Consider the following 15,114-nt stretch of genomic DNA (forward strand, 5'->3'; position numbering starts at 1 on the left):
GGCGCGTCCTGGAGGATTCGAACCTCCGACCGCCTGGTTCGTAGCCAGGTACTCTATCCAGCTGAGCTAAGGACGCGTAATTTTGCTTGGTGCCCCAAACAGGCCACCAATATTCTCATCGAAAGCGAATCGCTCTCAATAAGTGTTTTCCCAAATCAGCATTGCGATTAAACAAACAAGCAGTGATTCAACAAAACGAGAAAGTGGCGCGCTCAGGAGGATTCGAACCTCCGACCGCCTGGTTCGTAGCCAGGTACTCTATCCAGCTGAGCTATGAGCGCTGCATCACGGGTTGCGAACTATAGAGATCAGTAGTTTTGTAGTCAACTGCGCATATTCCGTACGACGCAGGTCGATTACTAATTGCCGCTTTTCTTTAAGAAGCAGACACTGCGCACAACAAATTTATTTAAGGGTTCACTGAGCAGCATGCAGACTCTGTTTGAAAAACTGTCCGGCTACCGACACATTGTCTGGGATTGGAACGGTACACTGGTAAACGACGCACCACAGGTTGTAGCTATCGTAAATGAAATGCTCGAAGAGCAAGGGCTCAACACTATCACTCTGAATGAATACCGTGACAGCTTCAGCCATCCGGTTGTCGACTTCTATTCCGGGCTGGGCTTCAACTTCGAAAAGCTGTCTTTCGATGATTTATGCATTCAGTTCAACAATAAATATGACAACCAGCGACCTCACCTGACACTTCATAACGATGTTCGAGAAGTAGCCGGGAAAATTGCCAATGGCGACTGGACTCAATCCATTCTTTCCGCCGCTCCTGAAAGCGCGCTGGTCGATAACGTAAAAAACTTTGGTCTCGATGGTTTCTTTAACCATGTTTATGGTTTGGACAATCTTCATGCAGCATCCAAAATAGAGCGAGGCCATGAGCTTATCAAGACTGCGGGCATCCCGGCTCAGGAAACTGTACTGATTGGCGACACAGACCACGACTTTGAAGTAGCCGAAGCATTAGGCATCGACCTGATTCTTATTGCCAGAGGTCACCAGTCTTTCGAACGACTGCGCAAACTGCACCCTGAAACAATGCCCGGCCTGAAAGCCGCCTGAACAGCAGAAACAAAGACACCCTACCCAGAAAGTCTCACTCCTTTATAATTGCGGCTTTCTTTCTCTTTTTAGATACGAGTACGCCAAATGCCGGCAGCGAATGAACTGAAAAAAGGCCAGATCGTCGAAATTAACGGCCACTACTATCAGGTCAAAACCATTGAAGCCAAGAGCCCTTCATCCAGAGGTGCGCAGACGCTTTACAAAATTCGCTTTAACCAGGTACCTGGCGGCCGAAAGCTGGAAGGCTCTTACACTGGCGGCGACCAGTTCCCCGGTGTCGACATGCAACGCCGCGATGCATCCTTCCTCTATAAGGACGGCGATTTCTACACTTTTATGGACAGCGAAGACTACGCCCAGTACAGCCTGAGTGAAGCCGAGCTGGAAGGTCAGCTGGAATATCTGCTGGACGGCATGGAAGGCCTGTCTGTACTGATCGTTGATGACCAGCCACTGGCTATTGAACTGCCACAATCTGTGGTTATGACCGTGGTCGATACAACACCTGCGATTAAAGGCGCTACAGCCGCAGCCCGCACCAAGCCGGCACGCATGGCTACCGGCCTGGAAGTTCAGGTGCCCGAATATCTGGCTCCCGGAGAAACCATCAAGATCAATACCGAAACAGGCAAATTCATGTCTCGCGCCTGAGGGAAACAAACATTGACTGACTCACAGCATCTGAAAGGCCTGGCCAGAACGATCAAGGTCTTCAAGCCCTGGCAGCTTACCGCTCTCGCTACAGCGACAGCTCAACGTAGCTGGCCAAACTATGCGCTCTTTTCCTCTGTTACCGAATTTGGCGATGCAGCCGAGCTGAATCATTGCCTGAACATGCTCTGGGATAATGCGGCCGGTCAGCAGTCTGCCAAAAACTTTGAGCGACTTCTGGAGCGTTTGGAAGAACAGACACCAGATGTCGATCAGTTTGATATGTATGGTGTTTACCCGGCCCTGGACGCCATTGTTTCCTTAACGACAGCCGTACACTGTTCTATGACTCCATCATTAGATGACGCCTTGAGCAATGTTCGTCTGTCCTTATCGACAATTGGCAAGTTTCTTTCCCAGATTGAGGCACCAGACCTGAAAGGTGTGGAGCTGAATCAATATATTGACCAGCATCCGCTGACACTTCAGCACCTGGATTTTATTGATGAGGTGGTTGCTACTTTGTCTCGAAGTAAGCCAAATCAGGATATGAAAAAAAGCCTGCGAGCTCTTGCCACAAATGATGGCATCAGCGAGCTGGGCATCAGTCTGGAAGGTTAACCCTTCTCCCCTGGCGCCTTAATCAAAGGCGCCAACAACACCTTCTCAATCCTCACCCCATATCAAGAAACAAATTCTGAAGCTTCTGTTGAACCGTTTCTATCAGTCGATGAAGTCGCTCACCGGCATAGTGTTTTAACTCAGCCACATTAATGCGATGAACACTGACAGACGCAAGACGTGATTCATAACCTTCCACATCCTGCAGGTTAAGAACCGGCACAAAGAAATCTTTTTTCTTTGTGTGCAAACGCAACACCCGTTTCAGCCCTGCAGAAAATGGTACAACCCGCGAAGCCCCCAGAGGGTTTGGTGAAGGGATTTTCACATAGATCCCCGTTCCACCAACGCATTCGCCGGGCAGTATTCTAATACCGGTATCTTCTATGGCACGAGCGGCAACGCCAGAGAAAGCCGTGGAAAGCCTGGGAGCAATAGATATAGCACTCTGATCAGGCTGCTCAGGAAACTCAAACTGATAGCGGCTGTACAAACACTCTTTGTCTGGCAAATAAATACAAAGCACAGACTCAAAGCGCTTCAGAAAGGCAAGTTTATCCGCACGGGTCAGAAGTTCGCCTGGATCCCAGGAAGGCTCATCAAAGCTGGCTAGCCTTTCCCACTCCAGTGCATGCTCACTCAGAACATCGTCAGCCATGATTCCCAATTATTAAATATTTTTAATAACGAGAACCAAAGCAAGGCTCAAACCAAAAATCATCATTCTAAAAAAAACAACAATTCAAATATTGTAAAACGAGAATTCAGTCACATAAGAAACCACAGTCGCTGAGAGTTGTTACATAAACGCAACAACTCTCAGGGTCGACAAAGTCATCTCGCCATTCCTGGGAGGTTATCTCCAACCATTCACAGGATGAAATGCGTCACTAACTGTCCCTGCACGACGCCCATGCACACTCCGGCTTTTCCCTATACAATCGACTCTGCCTGAAAGAAGTTCACAGGAGTTGCAGGTGGATATTGCTGAATTCGAACAACTGATGCTGACCCTATTAATCCCGGGATTGATCCTGTTTATGGGTTTTATTGTCTGGGATATCGCCCGCAAGCATAATGCCGGAAAATTTGGTTCATTTGTCCTATTTGGCACTCTCGGCTTTGGCGTTCTGGGTTTCGCCATAAAAAAATTGATCTCCATGAACTTGGGTATCGAGTAGACACCTCAGCAGAAAAGAACAATCCAACTGTGCATAATGCGTCAGTATTACTGAGTGGGCAGTTATGTGAGTTTTCCATTTTCACAGGTCAATACCTCTTTATTATTGAGGTTTAAACTATGGAAAACATTCCACTACTCCATTCCCCTTCGGCACTCTCGGCCAAAAGCCATGATGTTGCTGATGACTCATTGTCCTCCACGCCAAAACGGCCAGGGATGGTTGGCCGGCTTGGTCCAAAAAGGCTAAAGATGTGCAGCGATTGCCAGAGTTTACTGTCCCGCTTTGATCAGACCGCAGACGAAGACAGTCGCCGCAAAATGAATGAACACCTTATCGAAATGGAACGCTGGCAGTTTCATGAAAAAACCTTCAATGAACGAATAACCACCAAACGCCCACCATTGAAAAGTATTCTCGGCGAGCAGAACCTTCAACTCGTTAGACCGAAGAAAAGCCGCCTTTACTGGGAACAATCCATTCCGCTAACGGAGGCTCAGCGGGGAAAAGGGCTGGGAGACTGGCAATTTACCAAACACTTGAGAGACCGATGCAACTTAATGGCGTCAGGGCATATTTTGAGCCGAGGTCAGGAAAACAGAAAAATACCTGGTAATCCAAGCCGGGCTCAAATCATGAAACACAAGGTTCATGCCCCCTTTCGGGATCGCTATATGAGGAGAGCAATCAATCACAGCATTCCCATTATGACCTGCTCTCACACAGTGGCAGATATGGTAAAGATTCTTTGCCAATACACGGAGAGAGATACATCCCCCGAAAGGTATATTGGCCACCGGGACACGACCACAACGTGTTTTGATAACCTGCTAGCAAAGCTCCCAGACCGACGGGAAGACTCCCCGGTTCAGCAGTTATCAGACAGTGAGCCAGAATAAACGCCCGTAATTATTCAGTCACGATAACCAAGCCCGGCTCCGGAATTGTAAAATTTCGGCTTCCGGGTTGCTGAGAGAGAATCCGCTGCAATTCTTCCGTTGCCGTTGTCTGGCCATCATCAGCCAGGTCAAAGGTGCCAAAATGAATCGCCATTGCAGCCTTAGCTTGTAAATGATCATAAGCTTCAGCCGCATCTGCTGGCGACAGATGATTGTCTTTCATAAACCATCGAGGCAGATAAGCACCAATAGGTAACAGGGCAAGATCAACGGAGCCGTAGCGATTATAGATTTGTTTAAAATGCGGCCCTAAACCCGTATCACCAGCGAAAAACACTTGCCTCTCCCCTCGGATTAAAAACCCGAGCCAAAGGTTTTTATTAATATCCAGCCGGTTACGGGTAGACCAATGCTGAGCAGGGGTTCCGGCAATCAAAACCTGGTCGTTTATTTGAACACCCTGCCACCAGTCAATCTCGGAAATATGTGTCAGCCCTTCACCACGCAACAGCCCTGAATTTCCAAGGCCAACAATAAAGTGCGGTTGAAATCGCTGCTCCAGCTCTCGCAGGGTTGGCAAATCCATATGGTCGTAGTGATTGTGAGAAATTACCACTACATCAATATCTGGAAGCTCATCCATTGACAGAGCTGGCGGGTGATAACGTGCGGGGCCTGCAAAGGAAACCGGGCTTGCCCGCTCCGACCAGATGGGATCAGTTAAAATATTCAAACCATCCATCTGTACCAGAACCGTGGCGTGATTGATAAATGTTGTCCGCACGCCCTGATTAACAATTGGAACAACTTCTGGCTTAACAACTTCTTTTACAGTCCAGGAACCAACAATCTCCCGATTAAAGCGCCACTTCATCAGATCGATCAGGCTTTTGTCTTTTGTCGGAATCTGGTTATCAAACCGACTCCCATCAAAATGATCACTGGCCGGACCTTTATAAGCGGCAAAACCTGTTTTCCAGTTCATCAGTACAAGTAAAACCAGACAAACTTTGATAAATTGGCCGTTCTTAAAACCCACAACTGGCACCCTCGCCCTTTACACGACATAAGCCATATATTCTTTTTGTAAAACAAGCTTACCGATGCTGAATAATAACAACCAGCCCAATAAAACGGCATTTCCAAACAACCTGTACCCGACCAAAGATGCATATCAACGTTTCGCTCTGTTTTGCTTACCTGTCACCCTTATCGCAATAACAACTCTTGCCCTGATACCGCCAGAACAAATGCCACTGGTAACTATTGGCGATAAAATCCTTCATGCAGCTGCATTTTTTACACTGGCAGGAATCATTGATGCAGCATGGCCAGGCTCGCCATGGAACTGGAAGAAGACCGCTTGGCTGACCGGTTACGGACTGGTACTGGAAATAGCACAGAGCTTTCATCCACTTCGCACCTTTGCATTGGATGATCTGGTTGCAGATATCGTGGGGCAGGGAATTTATGTAGCTCTGATTCCGGTACTCAAACACCTGCCAATTCTAAAACTGCGCTGGGATCAATAACGAATACCCAAACGGCGGAAAAGGAAGCAGATAACCCAGAGGGGGCCAATCAACAGGAATTGAACATCTTTCAGGAAGGAGGGTTTCTTGCCTTCAATATGATGCCCGATAAATTGAAAGATCCACGAAACCACAAAAATGGTCAGGGTTGTCCAGAGCAGAACGCCTGACCCCATACGCTGCAGCTCAAGCACGCAGCCAAGCATAACCACAACCATAACCATCATAGCCAGAGCCAGCTTCAGGGAAAGGCGAACATAGAAAAACAGGGCGAATCCCATAAAAGCAATGGCAAACAGTGGGCTGAGATACCAAAACAACCCTATGACACAAAATGTAATCAACGGTACGCAAAACCAGTGGATCAACTTATTTGTCGGATTTTGATGGCTTTCACCATACTCTTCTAACCACTGATCAACCGTTTTCATCACACTTACCTACGAGAAAAGTTGTTCCACTCAATCGGACATGCTAATTATAGGTGTTTTCATCTATCAACAATTCTAAATGCCGTCGAAGAACCGTTTTTTTGATCCTTCTTTAGAAGCAGAATTGACCAAAGCCGGGCTTAATGATTTTGATTCATTCTGGAATCTGGAGCGCAATTGGATTGAACCACCCAACCACAGGAGAAAAGGCTGGAGTGGTGTATCCCGCCTGGAATTACCGGGAACCAACATTCCTCCCCTTTTTATAAAGAGGCAGGAAAACCACAACACCCGAACCCTACTGCACCCTCTATCAGGAGTTCCAACTTACCTTCGGGAAGCAGAGAGCATAGTCGCTTTTCGGAAACATAATATCCCAACCCTAACGCCCATCTACTACGGCGAGAGAATTGAAAATGGCAACCATCAAGCCATCCTGATTACTCAGGCGCTCGACGATTATCAGGATATGTGCCAGCTGTATCGAGCTGGTGATGAGCAACAAACACTGCAGGCTTTAAAAACGCTGGCCGAAGCCACATGGCGGATGCACAACAAAGGCCTGGCTCACTATTGCCTCTACCCCAACCATGTTTTTGTTCGCTTCAGCGAAGGCAAGCCGGAAGTGCGCATGATTGATCTTGAAAAAGTGCGCAGAGACCCATTGAAAAGCAGGATGCGGTTAAAAGACCTGGATTGTTTCCTTCGTCATGCTGGTGAGTTTGGGCAAAAAGCCCGACAGTTCTTTGTAGACAGTTATATGGCGGCTGGCCCCGTAGCACAGGAGAAAATGCTCAGAGCCAGACTGGAGAAGAGAGTTATTTATCAGCCTTAGCTGAGAAAATAATACTACCCGGTTCTATACGATAGCCTGCCCCCTTTGCGGAGATAATTTCAGTAAGGGGGGAATCCTGAGGTACTGTAAACAACAGTAGATTATCCAGTCGTTTGGCAACAATATCCGCCAATGCTTCAAGCACCAACATTTGTACCAAATCTGATTTTACAGCGATATCCTTGCTGGAAATTTTGACCTTATCCAGAAAGACAGCCTTTTCCCCGTCCCGGATTTTCAATTCACTGCTTCCCTCAAGAACCAGAGACATAGGGCCTGATGAAAACTTACCGGCAAAATCGACATCAACTTCACCGGGAATAACCCAGTTCAGAGACTTTCGGCTATCACCAAATTTAATCTCAGGTGTTTGAAGGTAAAGGTGAGCACGGGCGGTTGCAGGGAGATCAACAGTTACAATCTGAGGGCCGGGGAAACCCTCATTAATCATTTCCTGAAATTGATCCTGAGTCAGTGCCTGTTCACGGGAACCTGAACAGGCAGCAAGTGCCAGCAGAACAAAAAAAGCAGCAAAAATACGCTGGATATTACGACCCATCATTCAGTAACTCCCCCACCTGTTATTCATTTTCAGTGAGGGAGTATACCGTTAATTAAGCAGCGCTGTTTTCTTCTGGCTTGTTCATAGGCAGGCGAATACTGATACGCAATCCAGGGCTGGCATTTTCAGCCTGAATAACACCCTGATGACCGTCTACAGCAGCTTTGGCAATGGCCATTCCAAGTCCGGTTCCGCTATTGTCCCCACCCCGGGTTTCATCAACCCGATAGAATGGTTCAAAGAGATGGCTGAGAGCATCATCTGGAACGCCTGGACCAAAGTCGCGGATTTCAACAATCACTTCATCAGACATACTGCGCATACGAAGTTCGACCCGACCATCTTTTGGTGAAAAGCGGATAGCATTGCGGACAATGTTTTCAATCGCGCTGATCAGCCACTCCCTGTCACCGTAAAAAACACAGTGATCACAACGCATCAGCACGACAGACTTTTCACACACAGCGGCTTCAAAATCGGCATTATCAACCAGTTCGCGTACCGCGCGGTCCAGGCTGAAAGATTCCCGAGGTTTATCCGCAGCTGCAGTAATCATTCGTGACCATTGCAGAATCTGACCGATCATATCGTTCAGGCGAACAATATCCCGCTCCATTCGCTCATGTTCATTGACTGCCAGATCACCGGCTTTGCTACGGGCAAGAACCAGTGCCAGCTGCATACGGGTCAGCGGCGAGCGTAATTCATGGGACACATCTCTAAGCAAGCGCTGCTTGGTCTGATCCATAACTTCCAGACGTTCAGCCATAGCATTAAAGTCACGACACAGCTCCCCAACTTCATCTCTGCGGTGGGTGAGATATTCCGGAATACGGGCCTGAAGATTACCAACAGCCAGCTGCCGTACCCTGCGCTGTAAAATCCGCAGTGGGCTGATAACTGAGGCCACCAGCAGAAAGCAGAGAAAAGCACTGGCTAGAAGTGCCATCACAATAAGTATGGGGTTGGTGCTGACAATATAATACAGCCGACTCCACAGCAGGGCTTTACTCTGCCATAACATCAGCAACTGCCATTCACTGTCGTTTACAGAAATACGACTGGGGCCGACAACAACCAGGTTGGAAATATTCGCCACATCGGGCTGAGACTGCTTCAGCATATCTCTGGCTACTTTGAGCATGGGGTAGTCAGGATTCTGCCGGTAACTGATCCAGCTACCTTCGGAACTGACTAGAACAAGTGACACCTGTTCTGGAAAACCATCTTGACTTTCAACGGCATCCAATGCCTCTGTCACACTCCCCCCTGCCTGCATGTGCTGCCTGATCAACTCTGCGTTAATGGCAAGGTCAGCATAAAGAGCGTCTCTGGTTGGCATGGAATCTTTAGGAGATACGGTGACTGATGCAGTCACCAGCACGGCCCCTAAAAGAAGAGCAGCGGCCAGCCAGAACCAGAGTAAGATCTTGCGATAAAACCCTTTTAGAAACTGCAGTTTGTTGCGTGAATCGCTCACTGTCCCTGTTTGTGCGGTTGTCATTGTTCACCTAAAAAACACAAAAACGGCGCGTCACTCGTTAAAGTGCACGCGCCACCTTTTATCAGCGAAAACTGTCTTCGAATATACGAATCAGTCCGCTATATAAAAATATCCGGAGCCTCGAACTGTTTTCAGGCGTGGACGCCCGTCGGGCTTGTTACCGATTTTGCGGCGCAGATTACTCACATGCATATCAATGGCACGATCGTGAAGCATCAGACGACGGTTAAGAGCTACATGAGTAAGTTCATCACGGGTCACCAGCTCACCCGCTTTGTCGATGAGGGTTTTCAGAACAATAAATTCTGTGGCGGTAATATCCAGAACCTCTTCACCCAGCATCACCTCATGGTTTGCCAGATTCAGGGTCAGGTTATCAATCTGCAGAACCTTGCGGCGACCACGATCATTATCTTCTGGAGTGCGAACCCGACGCAGGATAGCCTTCATCCGGGCAACCAGTTCCCGGTGATTAAATGGCTTGGAAAGATAATCGTCAGCGCCGATTTCCAGCCCGACAATTCGATCGACATCATCCCCTCGAGCAGTGAGCATCAATACTGGAACCTGGGAATGCTGGCGGATGCTTCGGAGGACTTCAAATCCGTTAAGTTTGGGCAGGGTTACGTCAAGAAGAACCATTGAATAGGTACCACTCAAAGCGGCATCAACCCCTTCAACACCATCGTTTACGGCTGTAACCTGATATCCTTCGGTACGAAGGAATTCAACCAGCAATTCACACAGTTCCAGGTCGTCATCTACAAGAAGGATATCGATCATGATGCAGGACACTTCACGGCAAAAAGAGAAAGCAGAAACCTGTAACAACTGTGCCAAAAGCCAGTCATAAACAAGTATTGGAACGACTATGCCATCATTCTATGCAGCCATTCTTTTCAGTGTCTCTATTTTCCGTAAAGAATTCGTCAAGCGTAAGGAGTGTTGACCGAGGTCACCATTCGGGACTCCACTACAACAAGAAATGCCTCAAAATTCCTGCTCATTCCTCCTCCATTACCGTATTTCCCCCTAGGTAAGACAAACCGATACATATTCAGCACACTTTTGCGCATAAACCCGTTTATTATTTTCATACCTATACAAAGAGGGATGTGAGCTATGCTCCTGTACCAGTTGACCAGAATCAGATGTTAGGCATTTACCCTTTTGTTACCTCGGGCTCCTGCTAGACTTGCCCGATTGATTGTCGTAGCCTCATTTGAAAAGCCTGTTTTGTCATAACCACCTGTTTCCGTTGCATTGGTGGAGTCTTGAAAATTATAAAAATTTTATGATTGCCTCTGAGTCAGGGATATCCCATGACATCAGGGGCTTCGTGCTTTGAGAACCACCACCGGCATTACACGACAATTATATAACGTTTAAAAATGCTCTCCCGGAAAGGGATACCTGTAGACATTGAGAACCGCTATGTGGAAATTGAGAACACTACCCCTGCAAACAGCCTCGGTACTGTTTGGCCTGGTACTGCTGTCCGGCTGTTCGGACAACCAGCAAGCTGGCCAGCAAGGGCAAATGCCTGCACCTTCTGTTTCGGTAATATCCGTAAACGAAGAACCTGTTGGCCAGTACAATGAGTTTGTCGCCCGAACAGAAGCCAGTGAAACAGTATCTCTTCGAGCCAGGGTTGAAGGCTTTATTGAGAAGAGAGGGTTTATTGAAGGGGAAACAGTTAAAAAGGATCAACTGTTATTCCTGATTGACCAGGCACCTTTTAAAGCCGCCCTGAGCCAGGCCAAGGCGAACCTGAGCAGTGCGCAGGCCGAAGAAGTACGGGCCAAGGCCGATCTGGATCGTGGTAAAGAACTGTTCCCACAAGGCCACATCAGCAAATCAGATCTGGATAAGCTGGTCAGCACGGAAGCCCAGGCCAAAGCGAATGTTGAAGCAACCAAAGCCCAACTGGAAACAGCCCGTATTAATCTGTCCTATACAGAAATCCGCGCGCCATTTTCCGGCCGCATAGGTAAGGCAACTTACAGCGTAGGCAATCTGGTTGGGCCTAGCAGCTCTGCACTAGCTGAGCTTATTAAGCTGGATCCAATGTATGTGAACTTCCAGATTAATGAAAAAGAGCTGATCAGTTACCAGCAATCCCACAAGCGTGAAGGTGACACCAACAGCGAGTTTGACCTGTCACTGAAACTTCCTAACGGCAGCACTTACCCTGAGCCCGGCACATTTGATTTTGCCGATATCAAAGTGGATGAAACCACCGGTACGGTAAACCTGAGGGTGACTTTCCCGAACCCAGACAAGCTTCTGCTGCCCGGCCTCTACGTCACACTGATGGTCGACAGTACTAAGAAAGAAAATATGCCCCTGATCCCTCAGGCATCCGTTCAGGAAAACCAGCAGGGTCGTTTTGTTCTGGTTGTAAATCCTGAAAACAAGGTTGAAACCCGCATTATTCAAACAGGTCGCCGTATTGGCCCTATGTGGGTTGTCACATCAGGGTTGAAAGCCGGTGAAAAGATTATCGTTGCAGGCCTTCAAAAGGTCAGACCCGGCGTTGTTGTTAACCCAACCCTGAAAATCATCAATACAACAACCGGCACTCTCAGCGATCCCCAGCAAGCCAAAGCTGGAGAGAAAACCTCTGATGTGAGCAGTGAGGCGCAATAATGCTGTTCAGTCACTTTTTTATAAAGCGACCCAAGTTCGCTTTTGTCATATCGATTGTTATCACGCTGGCCGGTTTACTGTCCCTGTTTACCCTGCCAGTCAATATGTACCCAGAGATTGCACCTCCACAGGTGCAGATTACCGCATCCTATCCTGGAGCCAGTGCCCAGGTTGTTGAAGAGTCGGTTATTCGCCCCATCGAGGAGCAGGTAAACGGCGTAGAGGACATGATTTATATCGAGTCCACGGCCAGTAACAATGGTTCCGCAACAATAACCGTAACGTTTAAATCCGGTATTGATGATGACATTGCTCAGGTCAACGTCCAGAACCGGGTATCTCTTGCCGAACCCAAACTACCGGAAGAAGTTCGCCGTCAGGGTATCAGCGTACTTAAGCAGTCCACCAATATGCTGCTGGGTATCAACCTGTACTCTCCTGATGGAACTTTCGACAACATGTTCCTGAGTAATTACGCCAGTAATTACCTCAGCGAGCCTCTGGCTCGGATACCCGGTGTCAGCAAAATGGAGGTTATGGGGGCGCAAACTTATAGTATGCGCATCTGGCTTGACCCTGATCGCATGCATGCACTGAATATAACTGTTACTGACGTTCAAAGCACCTTGCAGGAACAGAACCTGATTGTTGCCGCCGGTAAACTCGGTGAAGGCCCTACACTCCCAGATCAACAGTTTGAGTACACCATCCAAAGTCAGGGTCGCCTGAAAACGGAGGCCGAGTTTGGTAACACGATTGTTCGTGCGGATGCCGATGGCTCCATTGTTCGCCTGCGGGATATTGCGAAGATTGAACTTGGAACTCAATCCTACTCCGGTGAAGCGCGGCTTGATGGTGCTCCCACCGCCTTCCTGGTGGCTTATCAATTGCCTTCAGCCAACGCCACCGAGGTTGCACAGAATATTCGTGACGAAGTTGAACGCCTTTCCCAGAGTTTCCCTCAGGGACTGGAATACTCCGTCCTGTACGACACCACAGACTTTATCTCCCGTTCCATTGAGGAAGTAAGAACAACCCTGTTCCAAGCCGTGGCTCTGGTTATTCTGGTGGTATTCCTGTTCCTGCAGAACTTCCGGATGACCCTGATTCCAACTCTGGCTATTCCGGTTTCACTTGTAGGCACATTCGCCATTATGAATGTGCTCGGATACTCCATTAACACTATATCCCTGTTCGGCCTGGTACTGGCTATCGGGGTGGTGGTGGATGATGCCATCGTCGTTATCGAAAACGTTGAACGGCATATATCCGATGGTATGCACCCGGTGGAAGCTACCCGGGTCACAATGAAGGAAGTAACCGGGCCAGTTATCGCCACCACTCTGGTTCTGCTGGCGGTATTTGTGCCCGTTGGCTTTATGCCGGGTATCACCGGAACACTGTATAAACAGTTCTCGGTGACGATTTCTGTTGCGGTGGTTATTTCATCTATTAACGCACTAACTCTCAGCCCGGCTCTTTGTGCAACATTGCTGCGCGCAGACAAGATGACACACCTTGGTTTCCTGCAACCACTGGAGCGGTTTATTGGCCGTATGACTGGTGGTTACAAAGCCAGTGTTGGCTGGATGCTGAAACGTGCCGCTCGTATTGGCGTACTGTTCCTGGTGATTCTTGCAGCTGCTGGTTACCTGCTAAAAGAGCTGCCAACGGGGTTTGTGCCAAACGAAGACCAGGGCTTCCTGTTTGTGAATCTGCAGCTTCCTGATGCGGCTTCGATCAACCGTACTGATGATGTTATGGCCAAGATTTCCGATATGGTCAGACAGGATCCAGCGGTTCAGAACTACATTGGGGTAACCGGCTTCAGCCTTCTGGGTGGCGCTGGCTCCAATAACGGTCTGGGTATCGTTGTACTTAAAGACTGGGATGAGCGCACAACACCGGAAATGCAACCGGCAGCCATTGTTGGTCGCTTGCAGGGGATGCTCTGGGCATTGCAGGATGCTGAAGCCTTTGCCTTTGAAATGCCACCAATTCCCGGCCTTGGCTCAACCAGTGGTTTTGATTTCCGCCTGCAGGACACCATGGGGCGAGATTCTAAAGAACTGGCCCAGGTACTTAATGGTCTGATTTATGAAGCCAACCAGCAGCCGGAACTCAGCCGGGTATTCAGTACCTTCCGGGCCAATGTTCCCCAATACTTCCTTGAAGTTGATCGGGACAAAGTGAAGTCTATGGGCGTAAACATCTCAGATGTTTATCTCACCCTGCAGGCTCAGCTTGGCTCTCTGTACATCAACGACTTCACCCGCTTTGGCCGCATCTATCAGGTGATAATGCAGGCTGAAAACTTCTACCGGAGTAAACCGGAAGACCTGCAGAACTACTACGTGCGTAATAGCGCCGGGGAAATGGTTCCGTTGTCTACCATGGTCTCCATGAAGCCGATTCAGGGGCCAACCTCCATTAACCGGTTCAACCTGTATCGTTCAGCCACGGTGAATGGTGAAGCCGCTCCTGGGTACAGTACCGGTGATGCTATCCGGGTGATGACCGAGCTGGCTGACAATCTTCCCGATGGTTACACATTCGAATGGGCGGGTCAGACCCGACAGGAAATTACAGCAGGAAACCTTGCACCTATCCTGTTTGCTCTGGCTATCGTGTTTGTTTACCTGTTCCTGGTGGCACAGTACGAAAGCTGGAATATTCCTTTCTCCGTTATTGCTTCAGTACCGATTGCAATCTTCGGTTCCGCTCTGGGTATGACCATTGCCCATATGGTGAACGATATCTATGCCCAGATAGGTATGGTGCTGCTGATAGGTATAGCGGCGAAAACCTCCATCCTGATCGTGGAATTTGCCATGACTAAACGGGAAGAAGGATTGAGTATTATGGATGCTGCCCAGACAGCCGCAGGCCTGCGTTTCCGTGCGGTACTGATGACAGCTCTGTCCTTTGTTCTGGGTATTCTGCCCTTGGTTGTAGCAACCGGCCCTGGTGCCGCAAGCCGGGTATCTCTGGGTATGACCGTACTCTGCGGTATGCTGGCAGCAACTATTATTGGTACCCTGATGACGCCAATTCTCTATCGGATTATTCAGGGTATGCGTGAGAAAGCCAAAGACGGCCTGGAGCATATTCAGGAATAAACCTTTAAAAGCTCTTTCACAAAACCAAAGAACCCGGCTTCTAGATTCCC

At 48.5% G+C, this 15,114-nt stretch carries 15 protein-coding genes and 2 tRNA genes; 9 read left to right on the plus strand and 8 right to left on the minus strand.

Features of this window, described 5'->3' with window-relative positions; all coding sequences use genetic code 11:
• Positions 1 to 2 precede the first annotated feature (2 nt).
• Both ACY2RR_RS21725 and ACY2RR_RS21730 read right to left on the minus strand, forming a co-directional pair.
• Positions 3 to 76, minus strand: a tRNA-Arg gene (locus tag ACY2RR_RS21725).
• Positions 77 to 204: 128 nt separating this feature from the next.
• Positions 205 to 281: transfer RNA gene (locus tag ACY2RR_RS21730), tRNA-Arg, on the minus strand.
• Between the two features lie 148 nt (positions 282 to 429).
• Between ACY2RR_RS21730 and ACY2RR_RS21735 the strand changes: the two genes are divergently transcribed.
• From ACY2RR_RS21735 to ACY2RR_RS21745, 3 genes are all read left to right on the plus strand, one after another.
• Positions 430 to 1,077 carry an HAD family hydrolase gene (locus ACY2RR_RS21735; RefSeq protein WP_490110291.1) on the plus strand — a complete coding sequence of 216 codons (648 nt, stop codon included), beginning with the start codon at positions 430 to 432 and terminating at the stop codon, positions 1,075 to 1,077.
• Positions 1,078 to 1,164: 87 nt separating this feature from the next.
• Complete coding sequence (gene efpL / locus ACY2RR_RS21740; RefSeq protein ID WP_490110292.1) at positions 1,165 to 1,731, plus strand: elongation factor P-like protein EfpL; 567 nt, start codon at positions 1,165 to 1,167, stop codon at positions 1,729 to 1,731.
• A 12-nt stretch (positions 1,732 to 1,743) separates the two neighbouring features.
• A complete protein-coding gene (locus tag ACY2RR_RS21745) occupies positions 1,744 to 2,352 on the plus strand; it encodes a DUF416 family protein (protein WP_490110293.1) in 609 nt (202 codons plus the stop codon).
• Positions 2,353 to 2,404: 52 nt separating this feature from the next.
• Here the strand turns inward: ACY2RR_RS21745 and ACY2RR_RS21750 are convergent, their stop codons facing one another.
• Entirely contained in the window at positions 2,405 to 3,010 is a 606-nt protein-coding gene (locus ACY2RR_RS21750; protein WP_490110294.1) for a hypothetical protein, read from the minus strand.
• 319 nt (positions 3,011 to 3,329) lie between these two features.
• On the opposite strand from ACY2RR_RS21750, the gene ACY2RR_RS21755 reads away from it, so the two are divergent.
• Positions 3,330 to 3,533: a DUF2788 domain-containing protein gene (locus ACY2RR_RS21755; RefSeq protein ID WP_490110295.1), complete on the plus strand. Its 204-nt coding sequence runs from the start codon at positions 3,330 to 3,332 to the stop codon at positions 3,531 to 3,533.
• Between the two features lie 119 nt (positions 3,534 to 3,652).
• The gene (locus ACY2RR_RS21760; RefSeq protein ID WP_490110296.1) at positions 3,653 to 4,432 is read left to right on the plus strand and encodes a hypothetical protein; all 780 of its coding nucleotides are present in this window, start codon (positions 3,653 to 3,655) and stop codon (positions 4,430 to 4,432) included.
• A 10-nt stretch (positions 4,433 to 4,442) separates the two neighbouring features.
• Here ACY2RR_RS21760 and ACY2RR_RS21765 read toward each other — a convergent pair whose 3' ends face one another.
• Entirely contained in the window at positions 4,443 to 5,471 is a 1,029-nt protein-coding gene (locus ACY2RR_RS21765; protein ID WP_490110297.1) for an MBL fold metallo-hydrolase, read from the minus strand.
• 64 nt (positions 5,472 to 5,535) lie between these two features.
• Here ACY2RR_RS21765 and ACY2RR_RS21770 point away from each other — a divergent pair, with 64 nt between their 5' ends.
• Complete coding sequence (locus tag ACY2RR_RS21770) at positions 5,536 to 5,964, plus strand: VanZ family protein (protein WP_490110298.1); 429 nt, start codon at positions 5,536 to 5,538, stop codon at positions 5,962 to 5,964.
• On the opposite strand, the gene ACY2RR_RS21775 is transcribed toward ACY2RR_RS21770, so the two are convergent.
• The gene (locus ACY2RR_RS21775; RefSeq protein WP_490110299.1) at positions 5,958 to 6,395 is read right to left on the minus strand and encodes an Mpo1 family 2-hydroxy fatty acid dioxygenase; all 438 of its coding nucleotides are present in this window, start codon (positions 6,393 to 6,395) and stop codon (positions 5,958 to 5,960) included. The genes ACY2RR_RS21770 and ACY2RR_RS21775 overlap by 7 nt on opposite strands.
• A 79-nt stretch (positions 6,396 to 6,474) precedes the next feature.
• On the opposite strand from ACY2RR_RS21775, the gene ACY2RR_RS21780 reads away from it, so the two are divergent.
• Positions 6,475 to 7,230 (plus strand): lipopolysaccharide kinase InaA family protein, encoded by a 756-nt coding sequence (locus ACY2RR_RS21780; protein ID WP_490110300.1) that lies wholly within the window; start codon positions 6,475 to 6,477, stop codon positions 7,228 to 7,230.
• Here ACY2RR_RS21780 and ACY2RR_RS21785 read toward each other — a convergent pair.
• The 3 genes from ACY2RR_RS21785 to ACY2RR_RS21795 form a co-directional block, all read right to left on the minus strand.
• On the minus strand, positions 7,214 to 7,792 hold the full coding sequence (locus tag ACY2RR_RS21785; protein ID WP_490110301.1) for a hypothetical protein: 579 nt from the start codon (positions 7,790 to 7,792) through the stop codon (positions 7,214 to 7,216). The genes ACY2RR_RS21780 and ACY2RR_RS21785 overlap by 17 nt on opposite strands.
• Before the next feature lie 52 nt (positions 7,793 to 7,844).
• On the minus strand, positions 7,845 to 9,296 hold the full coding sequence (locus ACY2RR_RS21790) for an ATP-binding protein (RefSeq protein ID WP_490110302.1): 1,452 nt from the start codon (positions 9,294 to 9,296) through the stop codon (positions 7,845 to 7,847).
• Between the two features lie 90 nt (positions 9,297 to 9,386).
• Positions 9,387 to 10,079, minus strand: coding sequence for a response regulator (locus ACY2RR_RS21795; RefSeq protein WP_490110303.1), 693 nt, complete (start codon positions 10,077 to 10,079; stop codon positions 9,387 to 9,389).
• A gap of 651 nt (positions 10,080 to 10,730) precedes the next feature.
• On the opposite strand from ACY2RR_RS21795, the gene ACY2RR_RS21800 reads away from it, so the two are divergent.
• Positions 10,731 to 11,945, plus strand: coding sequence for an efflux RND transporter periplasmic adaptor subunit (locus tag ACY2RR_RS21800; protein WP_490110304.1), 1,215 nt, complete (start codon positions 10,731 to 10,733; stop codon positions 11,943 to 11,945).
• Positions 11,945 to 15,064 carry an efflux RND transporter permease subunit gene (locus ACY2RR_RS21805; protein ID WP_490110305.1) on the plus strand — a complete coding sequence of 1,040 codons (3,120 nt, stop codon included), beginning with the start codon at positions 11,945 to 11,947 and terminating at the stop codon, positions 15,062 to 15,064. The genes ACY2RR_RS21800 and ACY2RR_RS21805 overlap by 1 nt, the downstream gene beginning before the upstream one ends.
• Positions 15,065 to 15,114 lie beyond the last annotated feature (50 nt).

This window comes from Parendozoicomonas sp. 2304DJ65-17 (assembly GCF_058148445.1).